Source organism: Aurantiacibacter aquimixticola, from assembly GCF_003605475.1.
Classification (GTDB): domain Bacteria; phylum Pseudomonadota; class Alphaproteobacteria; order Sphingomonadales; family Sphingomonadaceae; genus Alteraurantiacibacter; species Alteraurantiacibacter aquimixticola_B.
In genome coordinates, this window is the sequence record NZ_RAHX01000001.1 from 1,258,183 (window position 1) to 1,283,921 (window position 25,739).

Genomic DNA, 25,739 nt, shown 5'->3' on the forward strand with positions numbered 1-25,739 from the left:
GGCAGGCCGGAGCCAGCCGGTCAATTCAATTCGACCTGGCTCACCCGATAACCCTTCTGAGTCAAAGCCTTGACCAAGGCATCGAGCTGCTGCTTGTCGCGCGCCTCGCATTCGATGTCCGTCACCAGACCCTTTGCGGGCAGATTGGTGAAAATGCGCTGGTGGTAGATTTCGATGATGTTGACATTGTGCGCATCGAATTCGCGCATCACCCGGAAGAGCGCGCCCGGCCTGTCCTGCAACGTGATCTGCAGCCGCGCGAGGCGGCCCGAGCGGGCGAGATCGCGCAGCAACACATTGGCGAGCAGGCGCGTGTCGATATTGCCGCCGCACAGCACCAGGCCGATATTCTTGCCGGCGAAACGCTCCGGGTAGCTGAGGATGGCCGCTAGCCCGGCGGCACCTGCGCCTTCCACCACGGTCTTCTCGATCTGCAGCAGCAGGCTCACCGCTTCTTCCAGGCACGGCTCGTCCACCAGGAGAATGTCGTCCACCAGCCTGTCGATCACCCCTTGCGTGAACCGACCCGGCTCTTTCACCGCAATGCCCTCGGCCAACGTATCGCCGCCCTTCGGCAAGGTTTCGCCCTTGAAGGCACAGTAGGAGGAGGGAAAAAGCCGCGCCTCAACGCCGATGACTTCGACCGGCGGATCGCGATCCTTGGCGACGGTCGCCATGCCGGAGATCAGGCCGCCCCCGCCAATCGGCGTGACGATGCAATCGACTTCCGGCGCATCCTCGAACAGTTCGAGAGCTGTCGTGCCCGCCCCCGCCGCGACGCGCGGATCGTCGAAGGGATGGACGAAAGTGAGCCCGCGCTCCTTTTCCAGTTCCCGTGCATGGGCGTAGGCATCGTCGAAAGTTTCGCCTTCCAGCATGACATTCCCGCCGACCTGCTCGGTCTGCATCACCTTCACCGTGGGCGTCGTGCGCGGCATGACGATGGTGACGGGGACGCCGAGGCGGGTGCCGTGATAGCTCAAACCCTGCGAATGATTGCCCGCGCTCGCCGCGATGACGCCGCGCTGGCGCTGTTCTTCCGTCAGCTGCAGCAGCGCGTTCAGCGCACCGCGTTCCTTATAGGCGGCGGTGAATTGCAGGTTTTCGAATTTCAGCCAGATATTCGCGCCGGTAATCTTGCTCAGCGTCTGCGAGAACATGGTCGGTGTGCGCACCACCGCGCCCGCGATACGCTCCGCCGCGTCGCGCACATCCTGGACGGTCAATTCCTCCGCGCGGGAAGCACTCTTCGCCTGGGTTACCTGGGTCATCCTTCCGCGCTAGCCAAAGCGGAGGCAAAGGGAAATAGGTGCGCAGCTTTCCCACCTGAAACATTGCCTTGCGAGGCAAAGCGCGGCAACGCTGTCTGCCATGGATTCCATTGCCTTTCTGGGTCTTGGCGTAATGGGCGCGCCGATGGCCGGTCATCTCGCCAAAGCAGGCCACGTCGTCACCGGATACAACCGGACGCATTCGCGCGCCAAGGCATGGCTAGGCCGTGTCGACGGCGAAGTATCGATAGCCGCAAGCGCGGCGGAGGCAGCCGCCGACAAGGATGTGGTGCTCGCCTGCCTCGGAAATGACGATGATGTGGCCGACGTGCTGCTGGGCGATAGCGGCGCGATCGCCGCCATGCGCGAAGGCGCATGCCTGGTCGATCACACCACCGTTTCCCCCGCCCTCGCCCGCCGCATTGCCGAGGCTTGCGAAGCGCGCGGCATCCATGTCGTCGATGCGCCGGTTTCGGGCGGACAGGCGGGTGCCGAAAACGGCAAGCTGGCCATCATGTGCGGTGGCCGCGATGCCGCGATGACGGTCGCGACGCCGGTGATGGAAGCCTATGCCGCGCGCATCGTGCATATCGGCGGCCCCGGCGCGGGGCAGGCCTGCAAGGCGGTCAACCAGGTCTGCATTGCTGGCGTGCTTGCCGGATTATCGGAAGGCGTGCGGCTGGCGCAGGCGACCGGCATCGATACGGACAAGGCGCTCGAAGCGATATCCGGCGGCGCGGCGCAGAGCTGGCAGATGGACAATCGCTGGGAGACCATGGTGCAGGGCGAATTCGATTTCGGCTTCGCCATAGACTGGATGCGCAAGGATCTCGCCATCGCACTGGGCGAGGCAAAGGCCGAGGGCGTCTCACTCCCGGTCGCCGCGCTCGTCGATCAATTCTACGCGCAGGTGCAGGCCGCGGGCGGTGCCCGGCAGGACACCAGCGCTCTCATCCGCCATCTTCCGGAGGTGAAATGACACTCAGCCGCATAGCCGCAGCCCTTTCGCTGCTTTTCTTCGCCACGCCTGCACTGGCCGACACCTGGATCGACAATGTCGAGGGCATTTCGATCAACCGGGACGGCAGTGTGGACCGCTTCGCCGGGCTGGTGGTGGACGAGGACGGGCGCATTACCGAAGTGCTCGATTACGGCGATCGTCCGACGCGGGAAATCGACTATCGCGTGGATGGCCAGGGCCGTGTCATGGTGCCCGGCTTCATCGACGCGCATGCGCATCTGATGGGTCTGGGCCTCGGCACACTGGTGCTGGATCTGTCCGAAACCCGCTCGCTTCAACAGGCGCTCGACGCCATCGCCGCCTATGCCGCCGCCAATCCGGAACGCCCGTGGATCATCGGGCGCGGCTGGAATCAGGAGCTGTGGGGCCTCGGGCGCTTTCCCACCGCCGCAGAGCTCGACGCCGTGGTGTCCGACAGGCCGGTTTGGCTGGAGCGGGTTGACGGCCATGCGGGCTGGGCCAACTCGCTGGCGCTGCGCGCGGGCAATGTCACGTCCGATACCGCTGATCCTGCAGGCGGGCGTATAGAGCGCGGCGCGAACGGTGTACCTGCAGGCGTCCTGATCGATTCCGCCATGCCGCTGATCGCCGGCCAGGTGCCGCCGCCGCTTGCCGAAGATCGCGACGTCGCGCTCTACAATGCGCAAAGCCTGCTGCTGCGCCACGGCATCACCGGCATGGCTGACATGGGCACGACGGTGGAGGACTGGATGACCATCCGCCGCGCGGGCGATGCGGGCTGGCTGCAGATCCGCGTGATGGCCTATGCCGATTCGGTCGACAGCATGTTGCTGATCGGCGGCCCCGGCCCGACCCAGTGGCTGTATGACGACCGGCTGCGGCTGAATGGCGTGAAGCTCTATCTCGACGGCGCGCTCGGCTCACGCGGCGCGCTGCTGAAGGAGGATTACGAGGACGATCACGGCAATCGCGGCCTGCCCTTGCTTTCCGGCACGCAGCTGCGCAACCTGATGAGCCGCGCGGCGCTCGACAATTTCCAGGTCGCCGTCCACGCTATCGGGGACGAGGCCAACGATGTCGCGCTCTCCGCCATCGAGGAACTTTCCGTCGATTACACGGGAGATCGCCGCTGGCGCATCGAACATGCGCAGATCGTCGATCCCGCCGATATCGCCCGCTTCGGGCAGGGTGGCATCGTCGCCAGCATGCAGCCCGTCCACCAGACCAGCGACATGTTCATGGCCGAAGCGCGGCTGGGCGACGACAGGCTGGGCGGCGCCTATGCCTGGCGCACCATCCTCGAAAATGGCGGCACGCTTGCTTTCGGTACGGATGCGCCGGTGGAGCCGGTCGACCCGCTTGCCGGGCTTGCCGTCGCCGTCAGCCGGACCAATGCGGCGGGCGAGCCGGATGGCGGCTGGCGCTCGGACGAGGCGATCACCCGCGAACAGGCGCTGGCCGCCTACACCGCAAACGCCGCCTATGCGGGATTTGCCGAGGGGCGCTTCGGTCGCCTGGTGCCGGGCGAACGCGCCGATTTCGTGTTCCTGTCGGCGGACCCGCTAATGGCCGCCCCCAATGTCATCCGCGATATCGAAGTGCTGGAAACATGGATCGCCGGACGCCGCGTCTATGCCTCCAGCATTGCGCAGCCACTTGTTGAAGGTCCGCAACAGTCTGAATGATTTACGATGTTAATCTCGCGTTTAGCCTCGACATTTATGGTGCGACGCAATAGTGCCGCTGCGCACGCCGATATAACGTTTAGAACAAAGGTATTTGCACGATGATCGCCAAGACTATCACGACTGCCGCCGCATCGCTGGCGCTGGTCGCCACGCCTGCGCTGGCGCAGGAAGCCGCCGCCGACCGTGCGCCCGCACAGGTCGACAATGCCGAACTGCTCGGCAATGACGATGACGACGGTGGCAGCGCCGCCGGCCTTCTGCTCGGCCTCGGTGCCATTGCAGCGATCATCGCCGCCGTGATCATCGCGTTTGACGATGACGACGAAGATCTGCCCGTCAGCCCGTAAGCTGCGGCAAGAACAGAACACGTGAACGGGGTCGCATCGCGGCCCCGTTTTCGTTTTTGGCTTCAACTGTCGTCTATTGCGCCGGGTCTTCGGCAGGCCTGTCTGCCGACGCCGCTTCCTCGGCGCGCAGTCTCTCGCGCTTTTTCTCGCCGAAATGCATCAGCACCAGCGATCCTTCGAAGAGGACGATGAGCGGCGCGGCGAGCATGATCTGCGATATCACGTCGGGCGGCGTGATCAGCGCGGCAACCGCGAAGACGGCCACGATCACATATTTACGCGCCGCCACCAGCTGCGCGCGGCTGACGATCCCAGCCCGGTTGAGCAGCATCAGCAGCACAGGCAGCAGGAAGCTTATCCCGAACGCCAGGATGAAACGCATCACCAGATCGAGATATTGGCCCATTTCCGGCAGCGCGCGCGCCTGCAGGCCGCCCCGATCGCCTTCAAAGCTGAGGAACCAGGGGAACGCCAGCGGCATCACCACGAAATAGGCGAGGCAGGCCCCCAGGGTGAACAGCACCGGAGTGGCGAACAGGAATGGCAGGAAAGCCCGCTTTTCCTTGGCGTAAAGCCCCGGCGCGACGAACGCCCAGAGCTGATTCGCAACGATCGGGAAGGCGAACAGAAACGCGGCGAACAGCGCGACCTTGATCTCGACGAAGAAGGCCCCGTAAAGCTGCGTGTAGATCAGCTGTCCCTCCCCTTCCGGAAAGGCGCGGGTCAGCGGGCGAACGAGATAGCCGAAAATACGATCCGCGAAGTAAAAGCACACGGCGAACGCCGCGAGCAGGGCGAGCACGGCCTTGAACAGGCGGCCACGCAGTTCCACCAGATGCTCGAGCAGCGGCTGCTGAGTCTCATCGAGATCCTTGATGACGGCCACGCCCTAAGCGTCCTTCGTGCTGGGTGGCGATGGTGGTGGCGGTGGCGCTGCTGCTTGATCGTCGGCAGGTTTCGCCTCGTCCGCCGTTTCAGGCGCGGGCCGCGGAGCCTCCGCGGACGAAGTGGAGCGGCCCGGATAGGCACCGGTCGGTTCCATCTCCGTGCCCGCAGGCACACCGTCGGGATGCTCGCGTATGATCCGTTCGTTCTGCGCCTTCCACTGCTTTTCCATATCCTCGAGCTCGGCTTCGCGGACCATGGCGTCCACCCCGGTGCGGAAATGGGCGGACAGCTTGCGCATCTTGCCGATCCACCGGCCTGCCGTGCGCAAAGCGAGCGGCATGTCCTTCGGGCCGATGACAAGGATCGCGACGATGGCGATCAGCAGCAGTTCGGTCCAGCCGATATCCAACATCGTTGCGGTGCCTTATGCCTTGCGGCGGAAGCGGATCAGCTGGACTTCGTTCCGTTGCGGTCGCTGCTTTCCACGGTCTCTCCGGCTGGCTTGGCATCGTGCGCCGGGCCTTCCAGCCGCGCGTCGGACTTGCCCGAGGCTGCGCGGTCCTCTTCGCTCATGCCCTTCTTGAAACTGCTGATTCCCTTGCCGAAATCGCCCATCATTTCGGAAATGCGGCCACGGCCGAACAGGACGAGGACGACGATGGCGATGATCAGGATCTGCCAGATACCGGGCTGCATGAGATGTTCCTTGTGGTAACGCTATGCCTGCAATCTAGGCGTTATCGTCCGGGTTTTCCAGCAATTCGGCATCGTCGGCGGCCGCTTGCGCTTCTTCTTCGGCAGCGGCGGCTTCGGCGGCCGCCAGTTGCTCCTCCTTCTGCGCGACCATGTCGTCATAGGCGTCATCGACGGGATCGAGCAGGCCCGCCGCTTTCAATTCGTCCAGGCCGGGCAGATCCTTGCGCGTCGCCAGCCCGAAATGGCTGAGGAAATCGGGCGTCGTGGCGTAGATCACCGGGCGGCCCGGCACTTCGCGGCGTCCTGCCGCGCGCACCCAGCCCGCTTCCATCAGCACATCGAGCGTTCCGCCGCTGGTCTGCACGCCGCGAATGGCCTCGATCTCGGCGCGGCTGACCGGCTCGTGATAAGCGATGATCGCCAGCACTTCGGTCGCCGCGCGGCTCAGGTTGCGGGACTGCTCCTTTTCCCGCCGCAGCAGGTGCGCGAGATCGGGCGCGGTCTGGAACTGGTAACGCTTGCCCCGCTCCACCAGCACCACGCCGCGCCCGTCATAGGCAGCCTGCAATTCGGCGAGCGCATTCTTCACATCGGCATCGCCCAGATGCGCGGAGATCTGCTCGCGCGACATCGGTTCCTCGGCGGCAAACAAGCAGGCTTCCACCGCGCGGGCAATGTCGGAAATCTGCGTCGTCACGCCTTCATTCGCCTGAGATGCAGGGGCCCGAAAGTTTCCTCCTGCCGCAGCTCCGCGCGGCCCATCCGCGCCAGTTCCAGCGCGGCGACGAAGCTGGAAGCGAGCGCGCTCTTGCGCAAGCGCGGTTCCGCGTCGCCGGGCAGGAAGGCGCGAATTTCCATCCAGTCCACATTGACGCCGAGAATGGCCGAAACGCGATCCAGCGCGCTGTCCAGCGTCATCACCGGGCGTTCGGCGACCATGTGGACCACCGGCTCTGTGCGCAGCTTCACCTGCCCGTAGGCGCGAACGAGCTGGTACCAGTCGCACTGCCACTGATTCTTGCGCAGAACTTTCAATCCCTCGGGCGCGCCGCGGGCGAAAACGTCGCGGCCAAGCCTGTCCCGGCCCATCAGCCGCGCCCCGGCTTCCCGCATCGCGCCGAGGCGTTGCAGGCGCAGCTGCAATCGCAGCGCCAGTTCTTCGGGAGAGGGGTCTTCCTGCTCTTCCTTCGGCAGCAACAGCGCGGATTTGAGGTAAGCCAGCCACGCCGCCATCACCAGGTAATCGGCGGCAATTTCCAGCTTCAGCGCCTCGGCCCGCTCGATATAGGTGATGTATTGATCGACAAGGGCGAGGATCGAGATCGACTTGAGGTCGACCTTCTGCCGCCGTGCCAGGTCGAGCAACAGGTCTAGCGGCCCCTCCCAGCCATCGAGTTCGAGATAAAGCGCATCGGCATCGGCAGAGGCCCCGGCAGCAATGCCGCGCCAATCCTCGCCGCTATTACCATGGCCGTCGCCATCGCCATCGCCATCGACAGCCTTGAACAGCGCGCTTTCGTCCATCGCCGCCGTCATCCGACCCCTCCCGCCTGCGGGAGGGGCCGGGGGTGGGCATGGGCTCGCAGAGCCCACCCCACTGCGACTAGGCGACAAGTCGCCAAGTCTCGCTGCCCCTCCCGCAAACGGGAGGGGAAGGGGGAAGAGACTCGCCATTCTCACGCCTCTGCCTTGGTGAGCGCAAGCAGGGCATCGCGGGCGGCCCGCAATTCCTCGCGTGGCATGTCCTCGTTTGCGGGGCCGACCGGCTCGAGCGCGCGGTCGAGGCGCTTTGCGCTCGTCTCGCTCATGCTTGGCATGGCTTCCGCGCTGGCGACCATATCGTCCATCTTGCCCCAGCAATTCAGCACCAGGTCGCATCCGGCGGCGATGGCGTGCTTCGATCGCTCCGGGATCGTGCCGTCCAGCGCTTCCATGTCGATATCGTCGGACAGCAGCAGCCCGTCGAAACCGATGCGCTGGCGGATGATCTTCTCGATCACAACTTCGGAAAGCGTCGCCGGATTGTCCGCATCCCATGCGGTGAAGCGGATATGCGCGCTCATCCCCATCGGCGCATGCTCGGCCAGCTTCGCAAACGGAGCGATATCGTGTTCGAGCTCATCCGCACTCGCCGTAACGGTCGGCAGGTTCTTGTGGCTATCCACCGTGGCGCGGCCATGTCCGGGCATATGCTTGATGCAGCCCGCAACGCCGCCGCGGGCCAGCCCGTCCAGCACGGCGCGGCCGAGAGCGGCGACCTGCATCGGTTCGTGCCCCAGCGCCCTGTCCCCGATCACGTCATGCGCGCCTTCGACCGGCATATCGAGCAGGGGCAGGTAATCGACCGTGATGCCCACTTCGGCAAGGTCGAGCGCCAGCATCTGCGCATTGTGCCGCGCCGCCTGGATCGCACTGGCCGGCGCCACGTCATACAGAAGCGCGAAGTCGCCCTGCGGCGGATAGGCGTCCCATTCGGGCGGCCGCATCCGCGCGACGCGCCCGCCTTCCTGATCGATGCTGATGAAAAGCTTGTCGCGCCCGTGGATGGACCGCAGATCGTCCGTCAGCGCACGCAATTGCTCGCGGCTTTCTATGTTGCGGCCGAACAGGATGTAGCCCGCCGGATCGCAATCTTTGAAGAATGCGCTCTCGTCCTTTGTGAGCTTGAGATCGGACAGGCTGAAAATCGCAGGCGTCATGCGGCATTTACGCCTGAAAAGCAGCCGCTCGGCAAGCGATTAACCCTAGCCCATCGGGGAAAACGCTTTCCTACAGCGATGAGCCAATGCCAGACTGCGCGCGGCTCTTTCTCATCCGTATCGGGTGCCGGTTTCGCGGTCGCCCTTTGTAAATGTATCCACGCATGTGTTTCATCAACTTGCACGAAACGCAATCGTCAGCGGATATAGCAATCTCCGCCCGCATCGCGGATGGAACGGCAGGTCGCCTCCGCCGCGCTCCGGCTGCCGGAAATGGCCTGCAGGCGGAATACCGTCGCGCCGTTCACATCGGCCTCGACCACCCGGTGACTCATGCCGGAAAGGGCCGAATATCGCTGCGCCTGCCGGCTCCACGCCGCATCGGCATCGGAGCGGCTGCCATAGGCGCCGATCTGGACGTAAACTGCCCCGGCCGGTCCCTCATCGGCCCCGCCCTGCCCCTCATCGGCATCGCTTTGCGCAACGTCGACCGACGGGCGCGCATCGCTGTCTCCGCCGTCCTGGCCGTCCACCCGGCCGCGCGTGCTTTCGCCCTCGGCGACCTGGAAAGCCTGATCGCCCGTCCCGGCGACCTCGGCACCGCCCGGATCGTCAGGACGCTGCTTGTAAGGGCCGTCGGGCGCTTCGATCGTGCTGCCATCAGCCACGCGCTCGCCTTCGCCGCGCCCCTGCCCGAACCACCAGATTGCGGCCAGCAGCGCGGCGATGACGGCAAGGCCGCCAATGGCGTAGAAGATCAGGCGGTAATCGAAACCGCCTTCTTCCTCGTACTCATCAGCTTCGAGCCAGGGCAGCGCCTCATCCTCGTCGGCGAGAGTCAGCTGTTCTTCGTGCGCCGTCTCATCCTGCGCGAGATCGCCATCGCTCTCGTCACCGGGATAGGTCATCGCTTACAACTCCTCGACCGCATCGACCCCCAGAATGGCGAGGCCGTTGCGGATTATCTGCCCGATCTGGGCCGCAAGGAAAAGGCGCGCGGCGGAAAGCTCACCGTCCTGTGCCACGATGAAGCGTTTCTGCGGATCGTCGTTCCCCATGTTCCACAACGCGTGAAAGGCCGCGGCCAGATCGTAGAGATAAAAGGCGATGCGGTGCGGTTCACGCGCCCGGGCCGCCGCTTCCACCTCGCGCGGGAATTGCGCGGCCTGCTTCACAAGCGCGAGATCGTGCTCGCCGAGCCGATCGAGATGCGCTGCCGATGGCGCGATCCCTTCATCCTCGGCGCGGCGCAGGATCGAGCGGATCCGGGCATGCGCATACTGGACGTAGAAGACCGGATTGTCCTTCGATTGCTCGATCACCTTAGCAAAGTCGAAATCCATCTGAGCTTCGGGTTTGCGCGTCAGCATGGAGAAGCGGACGACGTCCTTGCCCACCTCATCGACCATATCGGAGATGGTGACGAAATTGCCGCTGCGTTTCGACATTTTGGCCGGTTCGCCATCGCGCAGCAGCTGGACCATCTGGACGAGCTTCACGTCGAACGGAATTGGCTCTCCCTGCCCTTCGGAAAGCGCCGCGACCGCCGCCTTGATCCGCTTGACCGTACCCGCATGGTCCGCGCCCCAGATGTCGATCAGCGCGTCGGCATTCTCCGCCTTCTGCATGTGATAGGCGAGGTCGGCACCGAAATAGGTCCATTTGCCATCCGACTTCCTGATCGGGCGATCCTGATCGTCGCCGAATTTGGTGGAGCGGAAAAGCGGCAGTTCGACCGGCTCCCAATCGTCCGGCGGCGCCTTGCCTTTCGGCGCTTCGAGCTCACCATCGTAAATCAGGTCATGCTCTCGCAGCCACGCTTCCGCCGCCTCTGGCTTACCGGCCGCCTGAAGCGCCGCTTCGGATGCGAAGACATCGTGGCGAATGCCGAGCAGCGCGAGATCCGATTTGATGAGCTGCATCATCCGCTCGACCGCGAAGGCCCGGAAAATGGCCAGCCACTCTTCCTCGGGCGCGTCCTTGTAGCGCTCGCCGAATTCCTGCGCCGCCGCTTCGCCGACCGGCTTCAGATAGTCGCCCGGATAAAGCCCATCGGGGGTGGCCCCGACATCCTCGCCCAGCGCCTCGCGATACCGCAGATGCGCGGAGCGAGCGAGCGTATCGACCTGGCCACCGGCATCGTTGACGTAATATTCGCGGATGACCTCGTGTCCGGCGAACTCGAGAAGGTTCGCCAGCGCATCGCCGACCACCGCACCGCGGCAGTGGCCCATATGCATCGGCCCTGTGGGATTGGCGGAGACGTATTCGACATTGACCCGAGCGCCAGCGCCGGTGTCGGATTTGCCGTAATCCTCGCCAAGCTTGGCAATCGCACCGATTTCCTCGATCCAGATTTGCGGCGCGAGGCCCAGATTGATGAAGCCGGGGCCAGCGATGTCGGCGCTCTCGATCAACGGATCGCGTTGCAGATGCTCGACGATCTTCTCAGCCAGAGCGCGCGGATTGGTCTTGGCATGCTTCGCCAGCACCATCGCGGCATTGGTCGACAGGTCGCCATGCGAAGGATCGCGCGGCGGCTCTATGCTGACATTGCCGCGCGCCGTCTCGGGCGGCAGCGCGCCTTCCAGCTCGAGAGCGGAGAGCACGGCGTCGATCTTCGCCGCGAAGGCGGCATAAAGGGTCTGGCTTTCGGACATGGCTGCGCCGTTAGACTGTTTGGCGCGCGGCGAAAAGCCGCGAAAAGCAGGCTTACCGCGTTACGTTGTAGGCCAGCTGGTCTTCATTCAGCTGGAAGCCGACGAGCAGTTCGAAGGTGGCGCGCGCCACGGCGGCGCGGACTTCGGGTTCGGTCAGCGGATCGATCGCGGCGGACTGGTCCCCGGCACGGCGACGGCGCGTGATGCGCTGACGAATATCCTCCGGAAGCGTGGCTTCGGCCCGATTGACGTAAGCGCCAGCCGTTCCGCTCGCCTGAGCGCGCGCCTGGCCTGCGGGGAAGTTCAGCGTGACGGTTCCGATCCGCTTTGCGACCACCGAAGTGCCACCGCGCATCACCGTGGAGAAGTAGGGCAGTTCGACAGTGCGCGCGGCGGAAACGTCGCGCCTCTGGGCCACCACATCGAAGGTTGCGGTTGCGTAAACCTGCTCTGCAGCATCGTTGCAGGTCGATCGCACATTGGTGATGCTTGCCGTCACGTCCAGCGCATCGACGGTGCGCGCACCAGGTTGGGTGAACAGCGTGATGTCGCCGGTGTAATCGGGCACGCCCACCGCAGGGCAAACCGAACGCAGCGCAGTGATGCCGACGCCCTGATCGACCACGAGATCGCCTTCCTTGCTGCAACCCGTCAGAAGGGCAGCGGAAGCGGCGATGGCGAAAAAGGCGTTTCGAAACTGCATACACGTCCTTGATACTGGCGAAATCGGCGCGAGATAAGGCCCGATCCCCTAGCCCTTTCGCGGGGCAGCCACAACCGCTAGAGAGCGCAGTATGAACGCCCCCTTTCAAGAAAGCCGCCAGAGCGTGGACAAGCTTCCGCTGACCGTGCTGATCGCCGCGCCGCGCGGCTTCTGCGCTGGTGTTGATCGGGCCATCGATATCGTCGAAAAGGCGATCGAGCGGTTCGGCGCGCCGGTCTATGTCCGCCACGAGATCGTGCACAATCGCTATGTCGTCGACGGGCTGCGGGAAAAGGGCGCGATTTTCGTGGAGGAGCTGGATGAAGTTCCCGACGATGCGCCTGTCGTCTTCAGCGCACATGGCGTGCCGAAGTCGGTCCCGGCCGAAGCGCAGCGGCGTGAGATGATCTATCTCGACGCGACCTGTCCGCTGGTCAGCAAGGTCCACCGACAAGCCGAGCGCCAGATCGAGAAAGGCCAGCACATCATCTTCATCGGCCATGAAGGCCATCCGGAAGTGATCGGCACGATGGGCCAAGTGCCCGATGGCCGGATGACGCTGGTGGAGACCGTCGAGGACGTGGCGAAGCTGCCGTTCACCTCTCAGGACAACCTTTCCTTCCTGACGCAGACGACGCTTTCCGTCGACGATACGGCGGAAATCGTCGTCGCGCTTCAGACGCGCTACCCACAGATCGTCGCGCCCAAGGCGGAGGACATTTGCTATGCCACATCAAACCGGCAGGAAGCGGTCAAGGCGATGGCGGCAAGCTGCGATCTCGTCCTCGTCATCGGCGCAACCAATTCCTCCAATTCCCTGCGACTGGTGGAAGTTGCGGAACGGCTGGGCACCGATTCCCGCCTCATCCAGCGCGCGTCGAATATCGATCCATCCTGGCTGGACGGTGTCGGCACCATCGGCCTGACAGCCGGGGCCTCGGCACCCGAAGTGCTGGTGCGCGAAGTGATCGCCAAGCTCAGCGAATGGCGCGCCGTTCGCGAGGAAGTGATCCGTACCGCCGAAGAGAAGATCGTTTTCAAGCTGCCGCGCGAGCTGACCGAATAGGCCGATCGTGGCGGTCTACACCCAGCTTTCTGCCGAGACGCTGGCGGATCTCATCGCGCATTACGATGTCGGCGAGCTCGTTTCGGCAAAGGGCATCGCGGAAGGGGTCTCCAACTCCAACTGGCTGATCGAAACGTCGGGCGGCGAGGCAGGGTCGCGCTTCATCCTGACGATGTATGAGCGGCGTATCGACGTCGCGGACCTGCCCTTCTTCCTCGGCCTGCTCGATCATCTCTCAGCAATGGATGCGCCAGTCCCCCGAACGATCCACGATCGGGACGGTTCGGCATGGCGCGAAGTGGCCGGCAAGTCGGTAGCGCTAATCGAGTTCCTGCCGGGCGTGTCGGTCGATCGGCCCACCGCTGCACAAGCCGAAAATATCGGAGCCGTGCTTGCGCACATGCACGAAGCAGCGCGCAACTTCCCGCAGCAACGCAGCAATGATCTCGGCCCGGACATATCGGCCAGCGTTCTTCGTGCTTGCGGTGTCGATGCCCTGGCGCAGATCGATACAAAGCTGCCTTCGGCGGTCGCGGAGGCAGAGCGTATCGCCGGGGAATGGCCCGGCGCGCTTCCGCAGTCGGTCATCCACGCCGATCTCTTTCCCGACAATGTCCTGATGCTCGGCGACCAGGTAAGCGGGCTCATCGATTTCTACTTCGCCTGCAACGACATGATGGCGTACGACCTCGCCGTTACGCATGCCGCGTGGAGTTTTGCCGAGGATGGCCGCAAATATCGCCCCGAGATCGGACAGGCGCTGATGCAGGGCTATCAATCGGTACGCGTCTTGTCGGATGCCGAACACGACGCGCTGCCGCTGCTGGCGCAAGGCGCGGCGATGCGCTTCGTTTCCAGCCGGGCGCATGACTGGACCGAAACGCCGGCCGATGCGCTGGTGACAAGGAAAGACCCGATGGATTTCATGCACCGTTTTCACTTCTATCGCGATTTCGGCACCGAGGTGTTCGGATGAAGCATATCGAGATTTTCACAGACGGTGCGTGCAAGGGCAATCCCGGGCCGGGCGGCTGGGGCGCACTGCTCCGCATGGGAAAGCACGAGAAGGAACTCAGCGGCTGCGAGGCGGAGACGACCAACAACCGGATGGAGATGACCGCCGCCATCCACGCGCTCAACGCACTTATCGAGCCGTGCGAGATCACTCTGCACACCGATAGCCGCTATCTGATCGACGGGATGACCAAGTGGATCGACGGCTGGAAGAAAAAGGGCTGGGTGAATGCCAGCAAGAAGCCCGTGCGCAATGCGGATCTCTGGCACGAATTGATCGAAGCGGCGGCACCGCATCGCATCGACTGGCAATGGGTAAAGGGCCATTCGGGCCATCCCGAGAACGACCGGGTGGACAAGCTGGCAAGCGACGCTGCAGAAGCCATCGCATGATACGAAAAGGCCGGCCCACACGGGACCGGCCTTTCATCCAGCGGATGTGGGCAAATCAGCTTTCGTCGACGACCTTGGCCTTGGGGCCGTTCTTCTGGATCGACTCGATGGCATTCTTCGCACTTGCCTTGGACGAATAGCCTTCGGTCGAGAACATCACCTCGTCATTGTATTTGAAGCGCACGCGGAACTCGCCGGCCTTGTCCTTATAGATCTGGAAGTGGTGAGCCATCGACATCGTCTCCTCTGTTGTGTCGGCTGCACCATAGCAAGCAGGTCGCTCTTGGCTAGACGGCGGCGGGCGTAAATCGGGCGGGCGAATAGAGCGCGGTATCGAGAGCCTCCGTCATCGCGTCGCACGGCGCATCGAGCAGCAATTGCGCGCCGAGCCGCGCCGCTGCCGGAGCGGTCTGGATGCCGAAGCCGCCTTGCCCCGCGAACCAGAACAGCCCGTCGACGCGGCGGTCGAAACCGTAGACCGGCAGGCGATCCGGCGCGAAGCTGCGCAGGCCCGCCCATTTATGCTCCAGCGCGAGCACCTGCCAGTTCACGACCTTGCCGAACCGATCGATTGCGCGCGCCACGTCGATCTCATCCGGAACAGCGTCGCAGGCTTCCGACGGGATTTCATCGTGCGGACTCAGCCAGACCTTTCCGCTTTCCGGCTTGAAATAGAAGTCGCCCGATATGTCGAGACACAGCGGCAGGTCCGATGGCGGCGGCGGATCGGTGCGCAATTGCGCGACCGTGCGGCGATAAGGCCTGATCCCGAGCGGGGACGCCCCGCACCTTTGCGCGACATCGTCGGCCCAGGCCCCGGCCGAATTGACAATGATGCCCGCCTGGACGGCGTCGCCTTTGTCGAACTGCAACCGCCACAGCCCCTTGCTTCGCTCCGCAGAGCGGAAACGGCGACCGCATGCGATCGTGGTGCCGCGCTCGCGTGCGGACGCAAGGTAATGCTGGTGGACCGCCGCGACATCGATATCGGCGCAGCGCGGCTGGTGGATTGCCCGGTCCCATTCCGGTGCCAATCCAGGCACCATGCTTTCCAGCCGCGGACGATCGATCAGCGCGGCATCGGCGCCAGACTGTTCGAAGCGCCCGAAGAAGTCGTCGATCAGGGAAGCATCCTGAGCGCGGGCGAGGTAGAGCGCGCCGCGATCGGAGAGGAAACCGCGTTCGCGAAACCATGGTCCGGATCCACGTGTGAGAGGCAGAACGTCCGGCCCGCCATAGCATTCTTCCCAGAAAGCGGCCGAACGGCCCGTCGTGTGGTAGCCGGGATGCTCCTCCGCCTCGGCAATCAGCACGGTGCGGTGCGCGGCAATTTCGGCAGCGATGCTCGCACCGGCAATGCCGGCGCCGATCACCACGACATCGAAGGTCTGGATCACGGGGAAAACTGCCGCTCCAGAAAGCCATCGATGGCGGCAAGTGCACGATCGCGAATTTCGTCGCATTCACGCAGGATTTCGTGTCGCGCTTCCTTTCCGAAAATCAGCCCTTTGGCATGGGGCATCCGATCGAGAGCGCTGCGGATCGCGGCGGGGCTCACCAGCCGGTCGGCATCGGTCGCCACGAAGAAGGTCGGCATGTTCACCTGCTCCAGCCCGCCGCGCGCAAACATGGCGGCAGAGCTTTCCATCGCGCCTTTCACCCAGCCCCAGCTTCCCGGCCCCAGTTCCAGTTCGGGCCGTCTCTCCCGCCACCAGAGCTCGTCCTGATAGCGTTCGGCGTCATGCGTCAGCAGGGCCTGTCGCATGCTAGGCGTGATGCCGGGCTTCTCGCTCATCTTCCACGCCGGGCGCTTCGGGTCGCCGATCCTGGCCATCACCTGCGCGAAGCCGCGCTTCAGCGGCAGGGGCACGGATTCCGGGAAAGTGTCGAGCATGGGCGCGGACAGAACAAGCGCATCTGGCTTTGGCGACAGCGCCTCTTCCATAACCGCGCGAAGCGTCAGGTGTCCTCCCATCGAATGGCCGACGAGAACGCGGGGCCCGTCATGCTCGGCGGCCCAGCCATCCCAATATTGCGCCAGGTCCGCGATCCACAAGGCGAAGTCGTCGATATGGCCCGTCGCATCGTCATTGCCGAGACGGCCCGATCCGCCCTGCCCGCGCCAGTCCGCAGCGCTGACCTGCCACCCTTTCAACCGCCAATGTTCGAAGCTCTCGAGGTATTTCTCATAGGCATCGCCGCGCCCAGCCATGAACAGCATGGAGCCGCGGCGCGCCACACCTGTGGGCGGCGCGGGCCATTCGATGTGGCGAATTTCATGGCCGTCCTTCGCTTTCCACATCCCTTCGCGTGCATCGGCGGGGATGGCACGGCGATCGAAAGCATGCGGCGCGGTCTTCACTGTTTGGCTAATTCCAACCTCCTGCCCGTGGTTACTTTTTGGTAAGTCATGGGCGCTAGCAACAGCCTCAAGGGATTCACCGGGGGCTTCATGCTAGACGATCCGATCAAGTACGGTCTGCTTGCCGCGTTGGCAATCGCGCTGGTTACCGCAGCGTTTACCGACCTCAAGAGCAGGCGCATCGCCAATTGGCTGAATGCGACGATCGCGCTGGGCGCGCCGCTATTCTGGTTCGCGAGCGACATGTCGCTGTGGCCGGACGTGGCGATGCAGCTTGGCGTGGCGCTCGGCACTTTCGCAGTGCTCTCTCTCCTTTTCGCGATCAAGGCGATGGGCGGCGGCGATGTGAAGCTGCTGACCGCACTCGCGCTGTGGATAGAACCTTCGGCTTTCATGAAGCTGCTCATCATGATGGCGCTGCTCGGCGGCCTGCTGACCGTCGTTTTCGGCATGTGGCACAAAATCCGCCGCCACGAGGGCAAGATCGCCATTCCTTACGGTGTCGCCATTGCCCTGGCCGGGCTCTGGACCATCGGCACTTTCTACCTTCCCGCCACCGCTGCTGCAGCAAATGCCGCGGCGGGGTGAACCTCATTTTAACCATTGCCGGTCTATCCGGCACAAACCTTAACGCGAGATCCAACGAGGGGGCTTGACGCACCATGGACAAGAAGAAGCTCATTTTGCTGGTAGGGGCGCTGATCGTAGCGATCGGCACCGCCCTTGCTGCCCGGAGCATGTTCGCAGGAGCAGCAGCTCCCGAAGTCGAAGCTGCGGAAGTGCAGCAAGGCCCGAAAGTGCTCGTTGCCAAGCGCAGCCTGCCTGTCGGCACCATCATCACTGCCGACGCCGTGGCTTACCAGCTCTGGCCGCAGGAACTGGTGCAGGACGCCTATTTCATCGATGGCGAAGCGAATATGGAACAGCTGCTCGGCACCGTCGTGCGCAACCCGATGACCGCCGGTGAACCGGTGACGCAGGGTTCGCTCGTATCGCCTGGCGATCGCGGTTTCCTTGCTGCGGCGCTCGGCCCGGGCATGCGCGCCGTCACCGTTCCCGTTTCCGCACGCACCGGTGTGGCCGGCTTCGTGTTCCCTGGTGACCGGGTGGACATGGTGCTGACCCAGACCGTCAGCGGCGGCGACGACAACCTCCAGACCTCGGAAACGATCCTGACGAACCTGCGTGTTCTCGCCACCGACCAGTCGACCGAGACCACAACGGACGAAGATGGCAAGACGGTCGTAAGCGAATTCCGCACCGTCACTCTCGAAGTGACGCCGCGCATCGCTGAAAAGGTCGCGGTCGCCCAGACAATCGGTACGATCAGCCTGGCGCTTCGCTCCATCGCCGACAATCAGACCGATCTCGAGCGGGCAATCGCGTCGGGTGAAGTCCGGCTGCCCGACAATGCATCGGCCGAAGAAGAAGAAGCTCTGCTTCGCAGCGTGGTCGCCCGTCCGGGGGACAGCTCCAGCACCTTCGTGACCGGTGGCGACGTTTCGCGCTTCCAGCGCAGCACGATGCCGCCGCGTGGCAATCGGAACGCTCCGGCTCCCCAGCAGGACGAGCCGGTCCAAGTCACCAATAGCGTGCCGCAGCAAGTTATGCCCAGTGGCCCGACCGTTCGAGTCAGCCGCGGCAAGAACACGACAATCGAAGCGGTCGACCGTGGCGCAGGCGCCCTGCTCGACCGCCAGGGACGGTGATCTCCATGAAGCACCACGAACCAAACGCAACTCGCTCTTCCAGCGGAATCGTTCCGAAAGGCAAGATTATGACCAGCCGTCTATTCAAGACCGCCATGAGCGCCGCCGTAGCGATCGCTCCGCTGGCAATGCTTCCGGCAGCGCCGGCCCAGGCCCAGACCGTCAGCCCAGCGCAGGATCTTACCCTGTCGATCGGTCGCGGCGAATTGGTGACCGTACCAGGCAACATGGCCGACATTTTCGTGTCGAACGAATCGATTGCCGATGTCCAGGTGAAGTCGCAGCGCCAGCTATACATCTTCGGCCTGTCGGGCGGTGAGACCACAATCTACGCCAGCAACGCTGCAGGCGACATCATCTGGTCCGCCAATGTCCGCGTCGGCTCCAACATCGACAGCATCGATCAGATGCTCGGACTTGCCATGCCGGAAGCGAACATTTCCGTCGCCACCATGGGGAGCAACACCGTGCTGCTGACCGGCACGGTCGCCGCGCCGGAAGATGCCGCCGAAGCGGAGCGTCTTGTGTCCGCATTCGTCGGTCCGGATACCAATGTGATCGCTCGCCTTCGCATGGCAACGCCGCTGCAGGTGAACCTTCGCGTCCGCTTCGCCGAGGTGAGCCGCTCACTGGTTCGCAATCTCGGTGTGAATCTGACCTCGATCGACGGTAGCAGCGGTTTCCAGTTCGGCATCGGCCAAGGTCGTGAAGGCACCTTCCCCGTCCTCGCACCGGGTACGGTGACCGGCACCGGCGGTGAAGTCCTCACGCAAATTCCCAATCCGAATTTTGATGTGACCTCTCCGGTTTCTTCGGCCAATCCGCGATTCATCGAGGCTGCCGGTTCGCAGATCAACCCGATCTCTCCGGGGACCACGCTCGGGCTCGTCGGTGACTTTCTCGGTCTCGACATCGGTGCCGCGCTGGATCTGGCCGAACGACGCGGTCTGGTCACGACGCTAAGCCAGCCGAACCTGACGGCGCTTTCGGGCGAAACGGCAGAATTCCTGGCCGGTGGCGAATTCCCGATCCCGCTTAGCCAGGGCCTCGGCACCACCACCGTCGAATACAAGACTTTCGGTGTCAGCCTTGCTTACACGCCGATCGTGCTTGCGAATGGCCGCATCTCGATGCGCGTTCGTCCGGAAGTTTCCGAGCTTTCGAGCCAGGGCGCGGTGACCCTCAATGGTTTCACCATCCCCTCTCTCACCGTTCGCCGCGCGGAAACGACGGTTGAACTTGGCTCTGGCGAAAGCTTCATGATTGCCGGCCTGCTGCAGAACAGCGCGCAGAACACGATCAACCAGGCGCCTGGCGTCGGTGACATCCCAATCATCGGCAACCTGTTCCGCTCCACCGAGTTCCAGCGTGGCGAGACCGAGCTCGTGATTGTGGTAACGCCGTATCTGGTGAACCCCGTCAACGACCGCGACATTCGCCTGCCGACCGATGGCTTTGCCGTGCCGCATGCTGCCGAGCAGTTGATGAGCGGCCGCGAAACCGCCGGAACGACCGGTGCATCGCGCCCGATGCCGCGCGCTGCGAACCCGAGCCCGACCGGCCCTGATCTCAGTGCCAACCAGCCCGCGAGTGCTCCTGCAAATCGCAGAACCGAAATGCAAACTGCCGCTGCGTCCGCGCTGCCCGGCTTCAGCTTCAACGACGGAGAGTGATCGAGATGACCTACCGTACCAAACGTATTGCCGGAATGGTCCTGGCCACCACTCTCGGGTTCGGCCTGTCGGCCTGCGGCTCGATGAATACGGGCGAGCAGAACATGTCGCTCAATTCCGTCGCCCAGCCGGTTGTCGAGCGGCAGAACTTCGCTCTCGATCTTGCAACCGCCGGGAACGGCCTGGCCGCATCAGAACAGGCTCGCCTCGCCGACTGGTTCGAGACGATGGACCTTCGCTATGGCGATCGCATTGCCCTCGATGATCCCGTGGGCAGCCCCGGTGTGCGGCGCGACGTTGCAGCCGTGGCCAGCCGCTACGGACTGCTCCTGAGCGAGACCGCACCGGTCACCGAAGGTTACATCGATCCGGGTTCCGCCCGCGTCGTGGTAACGCGTAGCATCGCCTACGTGCCGGACTGTCCGGTCTGGAGAGATCAGTACGGCTTCCAGGTCGGCAATCAGACATCCGCCGGCTTCGGTTGCGCCGTAAACAGCAACATCGCCGCAATGGTCGCCGATCCCGAGCATCTGCTCAACGGTGCCAGCAACAATGGCGATACCGTCGTGATGACTTCGAACCGTGCAATCGGCTCCTACCGTGACGCACAACCCACCGGCCGCGGCGGCACCACGCTGCCCGAAGTCTCTTCCGAAGGGGATTGATCCAATGAGTGCACAGTGGAAACCCGGACCGCTCGGTAATCGCGAGCCGTTCTCCGCCTATATCTGCGACGATGGCGCCCTCGATGCGCTGCGTCCGGTGGTCATCGAAATGGGCTGGCAGCCCGAGAAATGCAACAAGGGCGGTCTGCGCAATGCGATCCAGTCCCTGTCGATCTCGGCCAGCCCGGCGATCCTGATGGTCGACCTGTCGGAAAGCGGCGACCCGCTGAACGATATCAACGCCCTTGCCGAGGTTTGCGAACCCGGCACGGTGGTGATCGCCGTCGGTCAGGTGAACGACGTTCGCCTGTATCGCGACCTGCTTGCGAGCGGCATTCACGATTACCTCCTGAAGCCGCTTTCGGCGAGCCAGCTGCGCGATTCGCTCACGCAGGCGCAGACCGTTTTCTCGGCGCCGCGCGGCGGTGAAGGCGAAAGCGAGCACGAACATGTCGCCACTGCGGTCGTCGGCACGCGTGGCGGCGTCGGCGCCTCCACGGTCGCTACCTCGCTTGCGTGGTTGTTCTCGATCGAACATCAGCGTTCGACCGCACTGCTCGACCTCGACGTGCATTTCGGCACAGGGGCGCTCAGCCTCGATCTCGAGCCGGGCCGCGGCCTGACCGATGCCATCGAGAATCCGAGCCGCATCGACGGCCTGTTCATCGAACGCGCCATGATCCGTGCGAACGACAATCTCGCGATCATGTCGGCAGAGGCCCCGATCAATTCCCCGCTGATGACCGATGGCACCGCCTTCGTGCAATTGGAGGAGGAATTCCGCCAAGCCTTCGACATGACGGTGATCGATCTGCCGCGCAACATGCTGATCAACTTCCCGCATTTGCTGACGGAAGTGAATGTGGTGACGCTGGTGACCGAGCTTACGCTCGCCTCCGCCCGCGACACGATCCGCATCCTCTCCTGGCTCAAGCAGAACGCACCGGGTGCCCACCCGATGATCGTCTGCAACAAGATGCAGTCCGGCGCGGCGGAAATCAGCAAGGCCGATTTCGAAGCCTCGATCGAGCGCAAGATCAACTTCCAGATGAACCTGGACCAGAAGGCTGCGGCCAACGCTGCGAAGCTGGGACAGACCTTCATCGAAGCGAACAAGGGCAGCCGCACGATCGCCCCGATGCGCGAGATCGCCAAGACCATCGTCGGCGTGAGCGAAGACGATGGCGCCAGCCTCGACAATGCCGGCAAGTCCTCCTCCCTGCTCGGCAAGTTCGACCTGAAGTCCTTCCTCGGCAATTCGCCGAAAAAGTCGAAGGCCGACGAAGCGCAGCCGCTGCCGGCTGAATAACGCGCGCATGGGTAGGCGGCTTCGCGGCCGCCTCCCCAACGCCCGCCAATTCAATCTTGAACGGAAAGTACGCGGATCATGGACATCATTCAGCTATTGCTTCTGGCAGGCGGCCTGTTGGGTCTCATGATCCTTGGTTACGCGCTCAGCACGGGCAAATCGCCTGCGACCGAGGGCCAGCGCCGCCTCAAGGCTGTCCGCTACCGCCATTCCGAAAGCACGACTGACAAGGTCGAAAGCCAGCTCAAGAAAGCCATCGCTTCGCGCAAGCCCAAGCAATTCAAGGTTGCCGGGTCCGGATCGCGGATAGAAGCGTTGGCTATCCGTCTCAACCGCACGGGAAGGGGCTGGACGGTCTCTCAGTATCTCTATGCTTCGCTCGGACTTTCCGTCGTCATCGGTGCGTTGCTTTTCCTCAAGACCGGAGCACCGCTTCTCGCAGTCGGTGTCGGGCTCTTCATAGGTGCGGGCCTGCCTCACCTTGCCGTGGGCCACTTCATCAAGCGGCGGACGGCCAACTTCAACGCGAAATTTCCCGATGCGATCGAACTGCTCGTTCGTGGCTTGCGCTCGGGCCTGCCGGTGACGGAAACGCTATCGGTGGTCGGGCAGGAAGTTCCGGGAGCGGTCGGCTTCGAATTCCGCAGCGTGGTCGAGCGCATCAAGATCGGTCGCACGATGGAAGAGTCCCTGCAGGAAACCGCGGACAAACTTGGCACCCCCGAATTCCAGTTCTTCGTCATCACCCTGGCTATCCAGCGGGAAACGGGCGGCAACCTTGCCGAAACGCTCTCGAACCTTGCCGACGTGCTGCGCAAGCGCAGCCAGATGAAGTTGAAAATCAAAGCGATGAGCTCTGAATCGAAGGCGTCTGCCTATATCGTCGGTGCCCTGCCATTCGTCGTGTTCGGTCTCGTCTACTGGATGAACCCCGAATATCTCGGCGGTTTCTTCGAGGACGATCGTCTGATCATCGCGGGCCTCTTCGGCTTCCTGTGGATGAGCATCGGCGCCTTCATCATGGCCAAGATGGTCAATTTCGAAATCTGATCGCCGGGGGAAACGAAAATGATGCCTATTCTTGCCTCCGCCTCCAACCCGACACTTCTGGGTGTGGATGTCATCGTGGTCGGTACGATCCTTGCCGGAATTGCGGCAGCGGCGATGTTCTTCGCCGTCTATGCGGCCGTCACCGTTAAGGATCCCATGGCGAAGCGCGTGAAAGCGCTGAACGATCGCCGTGCCGAACTGAAGACCGGAATGCTCACTCACTCGGCTAAGAAGCGCCAGAGCCTTGTCCGCAAGACCGACACTACGGAACGGGTCAAAGACACTCTGCAGAACATGAAGGTTCTGCAGGAAGACCAGGTCAAGGATATCCAGCAGAAGCTGGCCCAGGCCGGTATCCGCAACAAGGAATACGCCGTTGTCGTCATTTTCGCGCGAATGGTGCTGCCGATCGTGCTCGGCCTTATCGGCGTCGTGCTCTTCTACTGGACGGACACCTTTCCCGAATGGGGCAGCTTCAAGCGTTTTGCGGGTTTCGCGACGCTCGTCATCGTGGGCTACAAGGGCCCGGAAATCTATCTGAAGAACAGTGCGACGAAGCGCACCAAGGAAATCCAGAAAGGCCTGCCCGACGCACTCGACCTGCTGGTGATCTGCGCCGAGGCCGGCCTGACCGTCGACGCTGCCTTCAACCGGGTGGCCCGAGAACTCGGCCGCGCCTATCCCGAGCTTGGCGAAGAATTCGCGCTGACCGCCATCGAGCTCAGCTTTCTCACCGAACGCCGCCAGGCATTCGAAAACCTCGCCTACCGCGTGGATCTCGAAGCGGTGCGCGGAGTCGTGACAACGATGATCCAGACAGAGCGTTACGGTACGCCGCTGGCCAGCGCATTGCGCGTGCTATCGGCGGAATTCCGCAACGAGCGCATGATGCGCGCCGAAGAAAAGGCCGCGCGACTGCCCGCTATCATGACGGTGCCACTGATCCTCTTCATCCTGCCGGTGCTGTTCATCGTCATCCTCGGCCCGGCGGCATGCTCCATCACGGACGCCTTCGCCGGCGACGGACCGGGCAGCAACTAAGCCCACTCAGGGTCGCAAAGGAAAAGCCCCGCATGGCCAGCGCCGAGCGGGGCTTTTTCATGCGCGGCTTCCTCGCAGATTGACGCAGGCTATTTCAAGCCATGGCGAGCCGCCAATTCGTCTTCCGAAAGACCTTCTGCCTGCGACCGAGCACGCGCCAGGAGCGAGCGGAAAAGATCGAGTTCATCGGCTGAAAAGCCCGCGAAGAGCTGGCTTTCCATCTGCAGCGCCAGCGGCATGATCTCATCGTGCATCGCTCGGCCAGCGTCGGTCAGTTCAAGCAAATGCGAACGGCCGTCGTTTTCGTTAGGTGTGCGCTGAGCCAGATCACGTTCTTCGAGAACCTTGCACGCACGGTTGACTGCGACCTTGTCCATGAGTGTGCGCTTGGTAAGATCGCGCTGCGTCATCGCACCGGCATCGCCGAGCACGGCCATGACGCGCCACTCCGGTATGCTCAGCCCCCAGCGTTGGCGATATTCTACCGCGATCCTGCCGCTGACGGCATTCGAAGCGAGCGAGAGCTGGTATGGAAGAAAGCGGGCGAGAAGACTGGTCGGTTGCATCGGCAACCATCCTGTTCAGTTTCTCAGCGGTTTGCAAGGTTGCGTATGCGCGAGCGTTGCCTTGCGCATTATTCTTCGCCTGACGCGAGCGGATCGACAAGTCGGCCAGCCACGGCATCGAGCCGTCGCGCCAGCTCAGGCGACCACGCCTCTCGCGGTGTCACGATGGCAGTGTCGAGCACCGTGTCGATCGAGCTTGCCTTGCGGGTCTTCGGCAAAGCGGCACCGAATCCGGCAATCAGCTTGCGCGCCTTTTCGGCGTTCTCGGCCATGACCCGCAGAATATCGGCAACATCGACATCGCCATCGGGCTCGCGCCAGCAATCGTAATCGGTCACCATGCCGACCAGCGCGTAGGGCAATTCGGCTTCCCGCGCGAGACGCGCCTCCGGCATGGCCGTCATGCCGATCGTGTCGGCGCCCCATTCGCGGAACAGATTGCTCTCGGCGCGTGTCGAGAATTGCGGGCCTTCGATGGCGACATACGTGCCGCCGGTATGCACCTGTGCACCTGCCTTCCCTGCCGCTTTGGCCGCAAACTTCGACATGCGCGGACATACCGGATCCGCCAGCGGAACGTGAGCCACGATGCCGTCGCCGAAAAAGCTGCGCTCACGCGAGATCGTCCGGTCGATCAGTTGCTGGACCACCACGAAATCGCCTGGCGCGAATTTCTCCTTGAGGCTTCCGACCGCGGAAATGGCGAGCAGGTCCGTGACGCCGCATCGTTTCAGCGCGTCCACATTTGCGCGGTAATTCACCATCGTGGGTGACAGGCGGTGCCCCGCGCCGTGCCGCGCGATGAAACTGAAGCGCACCCCGCCGATATATCCTGTGGTGATCGGCCCCGACGGGGCTCCAAAGGCGCTGCCGACGTCGATCTCCTGCGCGTCCTCGAGGGCTCCCAGCTCGTAAAGGCCGCTCCCGCCGATGACGCCGATATGCCAATCCGCCATG

General features: G+C 63.5%; 28 protein-coding genes. 13 read left to right on the forward strand and 15 right to left on the reverse strand.

Annotated elements, in window-relative coordinates; all coding sequences use genetic code 11:
• Nucleotides 1-20: 20 nt before the first annotated feature.
• The gene (locus tag D6201_RS06355; RefSeq protein ID WP_120048044.1) at nucleotides 21-1,271 is read right to left on the reverse strand and encodes a threonine ammonia-lyase; all 1,251 of its coding nucleotides are present in this window, start codon (nucleotides 1,269-1,271) and stop codon (nucleotides 21-23) included.
• A gap of 100 nt (nucleotides 1,272-1,371) precedes the next feature.
• Here D6201_RS06355 and D6201_RS06360 point away from each other — a divergent pair, with 100 nt between their 5' ends.
• The 3 genes from D6201_RS06360 (at nucleotide 1,372) to D6201_RS06370 (ending at nucleotide 4,288) form a co-directional block, all read left to right on the forward strand.
• The gene (locus tag D6201_RS06360; protein ID WP_120048045.1) at nucleotides 1,372-2,250 is read left to right on the forward strand and encodes an NAD(P)-dependent oxidoreductase; all 879 of its coding nucleotides are present in this window, start codon (nucleotides 1,372-1,374) and stop codon (nucleotides 2,248-2,250) included.
• A complete protein-coding gene (locus D6201_RS06365; protein ID WP_120048046.1) occupies nucleotides 2,247-3,938 on the forward strand; it encodes an amidohydrolase in 1,692 nt (563 codons plus the stop codon). The genes D6201_RS06360 and D6201_RS06365 overlap by 4 nt, the downstream gene beginning before the upstream one ends.
• A 101-nt stretch (nucleotides 3,939-4,039) precedes the next feature.
• Nucleotides 4,040-4,288, forward strand: a complete 249-nt coding sequence (locus D6201_RS06370) for a hypothetical protein (RefSeq protein WP_120048047.1) — start codon at nucleotides 4,040-4,042, stop codon at nucleotides 4,286-4,288.
• Nucleotides 4,289-4,361: 73 nt separating this feature from the next.
• Here the strand turns inward: D6201_RS06370 and tatC are convergent, their stop codons facing one another.
• The 9 genes from tatC to D6201_RS06415 form a co-directional block, all read right to left on the reverse strand.
• Nucleotides 4,362-5,174, reverse strand: coding sequence for a twin-arginine translocase subunit TatC (gene tatC, locus D6201_RS06375; protein WP_120048048.1), 813 nt, complete (start codon nucleotides 5,172-5,174; stop codon nucleotides 4,362-4,364).
• Between the two features lie 3 nt (nucleotides 5,175-5,177).
• Entirely contained in the window at nucleotides 5,178-5,588 is a 411-nt protein-coding gene (tatB, locus tag D6201_RS06380; protein ID WP_120048049.1) for a Sec-independent protein translocase protein TatB, read from the reverse strand.
• A gap of 35 nt (nucleotides 5,589-5,623) precedes the next feature.
• A complete protein-coding gene (tatA, locus tag D6201_RS06385) occupies nucleotides 5,624-5,872 on the reverse strand; it encodes a twin-arginine translocase TatA/TatE family subunit (protein WP_120048050.1) in 249 nt (82 codons plus the stop codon).
• 34 nt (nucleotides 5,873-5,906) lie between these two features.
• The gene (scpB, locus tag D6201_RS06390; RefSeq protein WP_242447567.1) at nucleotides 5,907-6,503 is read right to left on the reverse strand and encodes an SMC-Scp complex subunit ScpB; all 597 of its coding nucleotides are present in this window, start codon (nucleotides 6,501-6,503) and stop codon (nucleotides 5,907-5,909) included.
• 62 nt (nucleotides 6,504-6,565) lie between these two features.
• Nucleotides 6,566-7,396 (reverse strand): segregation and condensation protein A, encoded by an 831-nt coding sequence (locus D6201_RS06395; RefSeq protein ID WP_120049244.1) that lies wholly within the window; start codon nucleotides 7,394-7,396, stop codon nucleotides 6,566-6,568.
• 152 nt (nucleotides 7,397-7,548) lie between these two features.
• On the reverse strand, nucleotides 7,549-8,571 hold the full coding sequence (gene nagZ / locus D6201_RS06400) for a beta-N-acetylhexosaminidase (protein ID WP_120048052.1): 1,023 nt from the start codon (nucleotides 8,569-8,571) through the stop codon (nucleotides 7,549-7,551).
• 197 nt (nucleotides 8,572-8,768) lie between these two features.
• Nucleotides 8,769-9,479: an SPOR domain-containing protein gene (locus D6201_RS06405; RefSeq protein WP_120048053.1), complete on the reverse strand. Its 711-nt coding sequence runs from the start codon at nucleotides 9,477-9,479 to the stop codon at nucleotides 8,769-8,771.
• A gap of 3 nt (nucleotides 9,480-9,482) precedes the next feature.
• Nucleotides 9,483-11,231: an arginine--tRNA ligase gene (argS, locus tag D6201_RS06410; RefSeq protein ID WP_120048054.1), complete on the reverse strand. Its 1,749-nt coding sequence runs from the start codon at nucleotides 11,229-11,231 to the stop codon at nucleotides 9,483-9,485.
• Between the two features lie 52 nt (nucleotides 11,232-11,283).
• Complete coding sequence (locus D6201_RS06415) at nucleotides 11,284-11,934, reverse strand: hypothetical protein (RefSeq protein WP_120048055.1); 651 nt, start codon at nucleotides 11,932-11,934, stop codon at nucleotides 11,284-11,286.
• Nucleotides 11,935-12,025: 91 nt separating this feature from the next.
• On the opposite strand from D6201_RS06415, the gene ispH reads away from it, so the two are divergent.
• Genes ispH through rnhA form a run of 3 tightly spaced genes read left to right on the forward strand, consistent with a single transcriptional unit; the run spans nucleotide 12,026 to nucleotide 14,407 of the window.
• Nucleotides 12,026-13,000, forward strand: coding sequence for a 4-hydroxy-3-methylbut-2-enyl diphosphate reductase (gene ispH / locus D6201_RS06420; protein ID WP_120048056.1), 975 nt, complete (start codon nucleotides 12,026-12,028; stop codon nucleotides 12,998-13,000).
• 7 nt (nucleotides 13,001-13,007) lie between these two features.
• Nucleotides 13,008-13,976, forward strand: a complete 969-nt coding sequence (gene thrB / locus D6201_RS06425; protein WP_120048057.1) for a homoserine kinase — start codon at nucleotides 13,008-13,010, stop codon at nucleotides 13,974-13,976.
• The gene (gene rnhA, locus D6201_RS06430) at nucleotides 13,973-14,407 is read left to right on the forward strand and encodes a ribonuclease HI (protein WP_120048058.1); all 435 of its coding nucleotides are present in this window, start codon (nucleotides 13,973-13,975) and stop codon (nucleotides 14,405-14,407) included. The genes thrB and rnhA overlap by 4 nt, the downstream gene beginning before the upstream one ends.
• A gap of 55 nt (nucleotides 14,408-14,462) precedes the next feature.
• Here rnhA and D6201_RS06435 read toward each other — a convergent pair whose 3' ends face one another.
• The 3 genes from D6201_RS06435 to D6201_RS06445 are packed head-to-tail and all read right to left on the reverse strand — an operon-like array spanning nucleotide 14,463 to nucleotide 16,769.
• Entirely contained in the window at nucleotides 14,463-14,639 is a 177-nt protein-coding gene (locus D6201_RS06435) for a YegP family protein (protein ID WP_120049245.1), read from the reverse strand.
• Nucleotides 14,640-14,694: 55 nt separating this feature from the next.
• Nucleotides 14,695-15,804, reverse strand: coding sequence for an NAD(P)/FAD-dependent oxidoreductase (locus D6201_RS06440; RefSeq protein WP_340137524.1), 1,110 nt, complete (start codon nucleotides 15,802-15,804; stop codon nucleotides 14,695-14,697).
• A complete protein-coding gene (locus D6201_RS06445) occupies nucleotides 15,801-16,769 on the reverse strand; it encodes an alpha/beta fold hydrolase (RefSeq protein ID WP_242447455.1) in 969 nt (322 codons plus the stop codon). Before D6201_RS06445 ends, D6201_RS06440 begins: the two co-directional genes overlap by 4 nt.
• Before the next feature lie 48 nt (nucleotides 16,770-16,817).
• Here D6201_RS06445 and D6201_RS06450 point away from each other — a divergent pair, with 48 nt between their 5' ends.
• From D6201_RS06450 to D6201_RS06480, 7 genes are all read left to right on the forward strand, one after another.
• Nucleotides 16,818-17,357, forward strand: coding sequence for an A24 family peptidase (locus tag D6201_RS06450; RefSeq protein WP_422664692.1), 540 nt, complete (start codon nucleotides 16,818-16,820; stop codon nucleotides 17,355-17,357).
• A gap of 74 nt (nucleotides 17,358-17,431) precedes the next feature.
• Nucleotides 17,432-18,478 carry a Flp pilus assembly protein CpaB gene (cpaB, locus tag D6201_RS06455; protein ID WP_120048060.1) on the forward strand — a complete coding sequence of 349 codons (1,047 nt, stop codon included), beginning with the start codon at nucleotides 17,432-17,434 and terminating at the stop codon, nucleotides 18,476-18,478.
• A gap of 68 nt (nucleotides 18,479-18,546) precedes the next feature.
• Nucleotides 18,547-20,151 (forward strand): type II and III secretion system protein family protein, encoded by a 1,605-nt coding sequence (locus D6201_RS06460; RefSeq protein ID WP_120049248.1) that lies wholly within the window; start codon nucleotides 18,547-18,549, stop codon nucleotides 20,149-20,151.
• A 5-nt stretch (nucleotides 20,152-20,156) separates the two neighbouring features.
• Entirely contained in the window at nucleotides 20,157-20,816 is a 660-nt protein-coding gene (locus D6201_RS06465; protein WP_120049249.1) for a CpaD family pilus assembly protein, read from the forward strand.
• Between the two features lie 4 nt (nucleotides 20,817-20,820).
• Nucleotides 20,821-22,125: a pilus assembly protein CpaE gene (locus D6201_RS06470; RefSeq protein ID WP_120048061.1), complete on the forward strand. Its 1,305-nt coding sequence runs from the start codon at nucleotides 20,821-20,823 to the stop codon at nucleotides 22,123-22,125.
• Between the two features lie 78 nt (nucleotides 22,126-22,203).
• Nucleotides 22,204-23,175, forward strand: a complete 972-nt coding sequence (locus D6201_RS06475; RefSeq protein WP_120048062.1) for a type II secretion system F family protein — start codon at nucleotides 22,204-22,206, stop codon at nucleotides 23,173-23,175.
• Nucleotides 23,176-23,193: 18 nt separating this feature from the next.
• Complete coding sequence (locus D6201_RS06480) at nucleotides 23,194-24,216, forward strand: type II secretion system F family protein (protein ID WP_422664693.1); 1,023 nt, start codon at nucleotides 23,194-23,196, stop codon at nucleotides 24,214-24,216.
• A gap of 89 nt (nucleotides 24,217-24,305) precedes the next feature.
• Here D6201_RS06480 and D6201_RS06485 read toward each other — a convergent pair whose 3' ends face one another.
• A complete protein-coding gene (locus D6201_RS06485) occupies nucleotides 24,306-24,782 on the reverse strand; it encodes a MarR family winged helix-turn-helix transcriptional regulator (protein WP_120048063.1) in 477 nt (158 codons plus the stop codon).
• A 68-nt stretch (nucleotides 24,783-24,850) separates the two neighbouring features.
• Nucleotides 24,851-25,738 (reverse strand): S-methyl-5'-thioadenosine phosphorylase, encoded by an 888-nt coding sequence (gene mtnP / locus D6201_RS06490; RefSeq protein WP_120048064.1) that lies wholly within the window; start codon nucleotides 25,736-25,738, stop codon nucleotides 24,851-24,853.
• Nucleotide 25,739: the final 1 nt, after the last annotated feature.

What these genes read in the sequence shown, in the direction of transcription:
- ispH (WP_120048056.1), top strand. Translation starts at nt 12,026, where the DNA reads ATGAACGCCCCCTTTCAAGAAAGCCGCCAGAGCGTGGACAAGCTTCCG.
- D6201_RS06370 (WP_120048047.1), top strand. Translation starts at nt 4,040, where the DNA reads ATGATCGCCAAGACTATCACGACTGCCGCCGCATCGCTGGCGCTGGTC.
- D6201_RS06395 (WP_120049244.1), bottom strand. Translation starts at nt 7,396, where the DNA reads ATGGACGAAAGCGCGCTGTTCAAGGCTGTCGATGGCGATGGCGATGGC.
- tatA (WP_120048050.1), bottom strand. Translation starts at nt 5,872, where the DNA reads ATGCAGCCCGGTATCTGGCAGATCCTGATCATCGCCATCGTCGTCCTC.
- D6201_RS06360 (WP_120048045.1), top strand. Translation starts at nt 1,372, where the DNA reads ATGGATTCCATTGCCTTTCTGGGTCTTGGCGTAATGGGCGCGCCGATG.
- D6201_RS06365 (WP_120048046.1), top strand. Translation starts at nt 2,247, where the DNA reads ATGACACTCAGCCGCATAGCCGCAGCCCTTTCGCTGCTTTTCTTCGCC.
- rnhA (WP_120048058.1), top strand. Translation starts at nt 13,973, where the DNA reads ATGAAGCATATCGAGATTTTCACAGACGGTGCGTGCAAGGGCAATCCC.
- argS (WP_120048054.1), bottom strand. Translation starts at nt 11,231, where the DNA reads ATGTCCGAAAGCCAGACCCTTTATGCCGCCTTCGCGGCGAAGATCGAC.
- D6201_RS06355 (WP_120048044.1), bottom strand. Translation starts at nt 1,271, where the DNA reads ATGACCCAGGTAACCCAGGCGAAGAGTGCTTCCCGCGCGGAGGAATTG.
- D6201_RS06435 (WP_120049245.1), bottom strand. Translation starts at nt 14,639, where the DNA reads ATGGCTCACCACTTCCAGATCTATAAGGACAAGGCCGGCGAGTTCCGC.
- nagZ (WP_120048052.1), bottom strand. Translation starts at nt 8,571, where the DNA reads ATGACGCCTGCGATTTTCAGCCTGTCCGATCTCAAGCTCACAAAGGAC.
- D6201_RS06480 (WP_422664693.1), top strand. Translation starts at nt 23,194, where the DNA reads ATGATGCCTATTCTTGCCTCCGCCTCCAACCCGACACTTCTGGGTGTG.
- D6201_RS06470 (WP_120048061.1), top strand. Translation starts at nt 20,821, where the DNA reads ATGAGTGCACAGTGGAAACCCGGACCGCTCGGTAATCGCGAGCCGTTC.
- mtnP (WP_120048064.1), bottom strand. Translation starts at nt 25,738, where the DNA reads ATGGCGGATTGGCATATCGGCGTCATCGGCGGGAGCGGCCTTTACGAG.
- D6201_RS06465 (WP_120049249.1), top strand. Translation starts at nt 20,157, where the DNA reads ATGACCTACCGTACCAAACGTATTGCCGGAATGGTCCTGGCCACCACT.
- D6201_RS06415 (WP_120048055.1), bottom strand. Translation starts at nt 11,934, where the DNA reads ATGCAGTTTCGAAACGCCTTTTTCGCCATCGCCGCTTCCGCTGCCCTT.
- cpaB (WP_120048060.1), top strand. Translation starts at nt 17,432, where the DNA reads ATGGACAAGAAGAAGCTCATTTTGCTGGTAGGGGCGCTGATCGTAGCG.
- D6201_RS06450 (WP_422664692.1), top strand. Translation starts at nt 16,818, where the DNA reads ATGGGCGCTAGCAACAGCCTCAAGGGATTCACCGGGGGCTTCATGCTA.
- D6201_RS06405 (WP_120048053.1), bottom strand. Translation starts at nt 9,479, where the DNA reads ATGACCTATCCCGGTGACGAGAGCGATGGCGATCTCGCGCAGGATGAG.
- scpB (WP_242447567.1), bottom strand. Translation starts at nt 6,503, where the DNA reads ATGTCGCGCGAGCAGATCTCCGCGCATCTGGGCGATGCCGATGTGAAG.
- D6201_RS06460 (WP_120049248.1), top strand. Translation starts at nt 18,547, where the DNA reads ATGACCAGCCGTCTATTCAAGACCGCCATGAGCGCCGCCGTAGCGATC.
- D6201_RS06475 (WP_120048062.1), top strand. Translation starts at nt 22,204, where the DNA reads ATGGACATCATTCAGCTATTGCTTCTGGCAGGCGGCCTGTTGGGTCTC.
- D6201_RS06485 (WP_120048063.1), bottom strand. Translation starts at nt 24,782, where the DNA reads ATGCAACCGACCAGTCTTCTCGCCCGCTTTCTTCCATACCAGCTCTCG.
- tatB (WP_120048049.1), bottom strand. Translation starts at nt 5,588, where the DNA reads ATGTTGGATATCGGCTGGACCGAACTGCTGCTGATCGCCATCGTCGCG.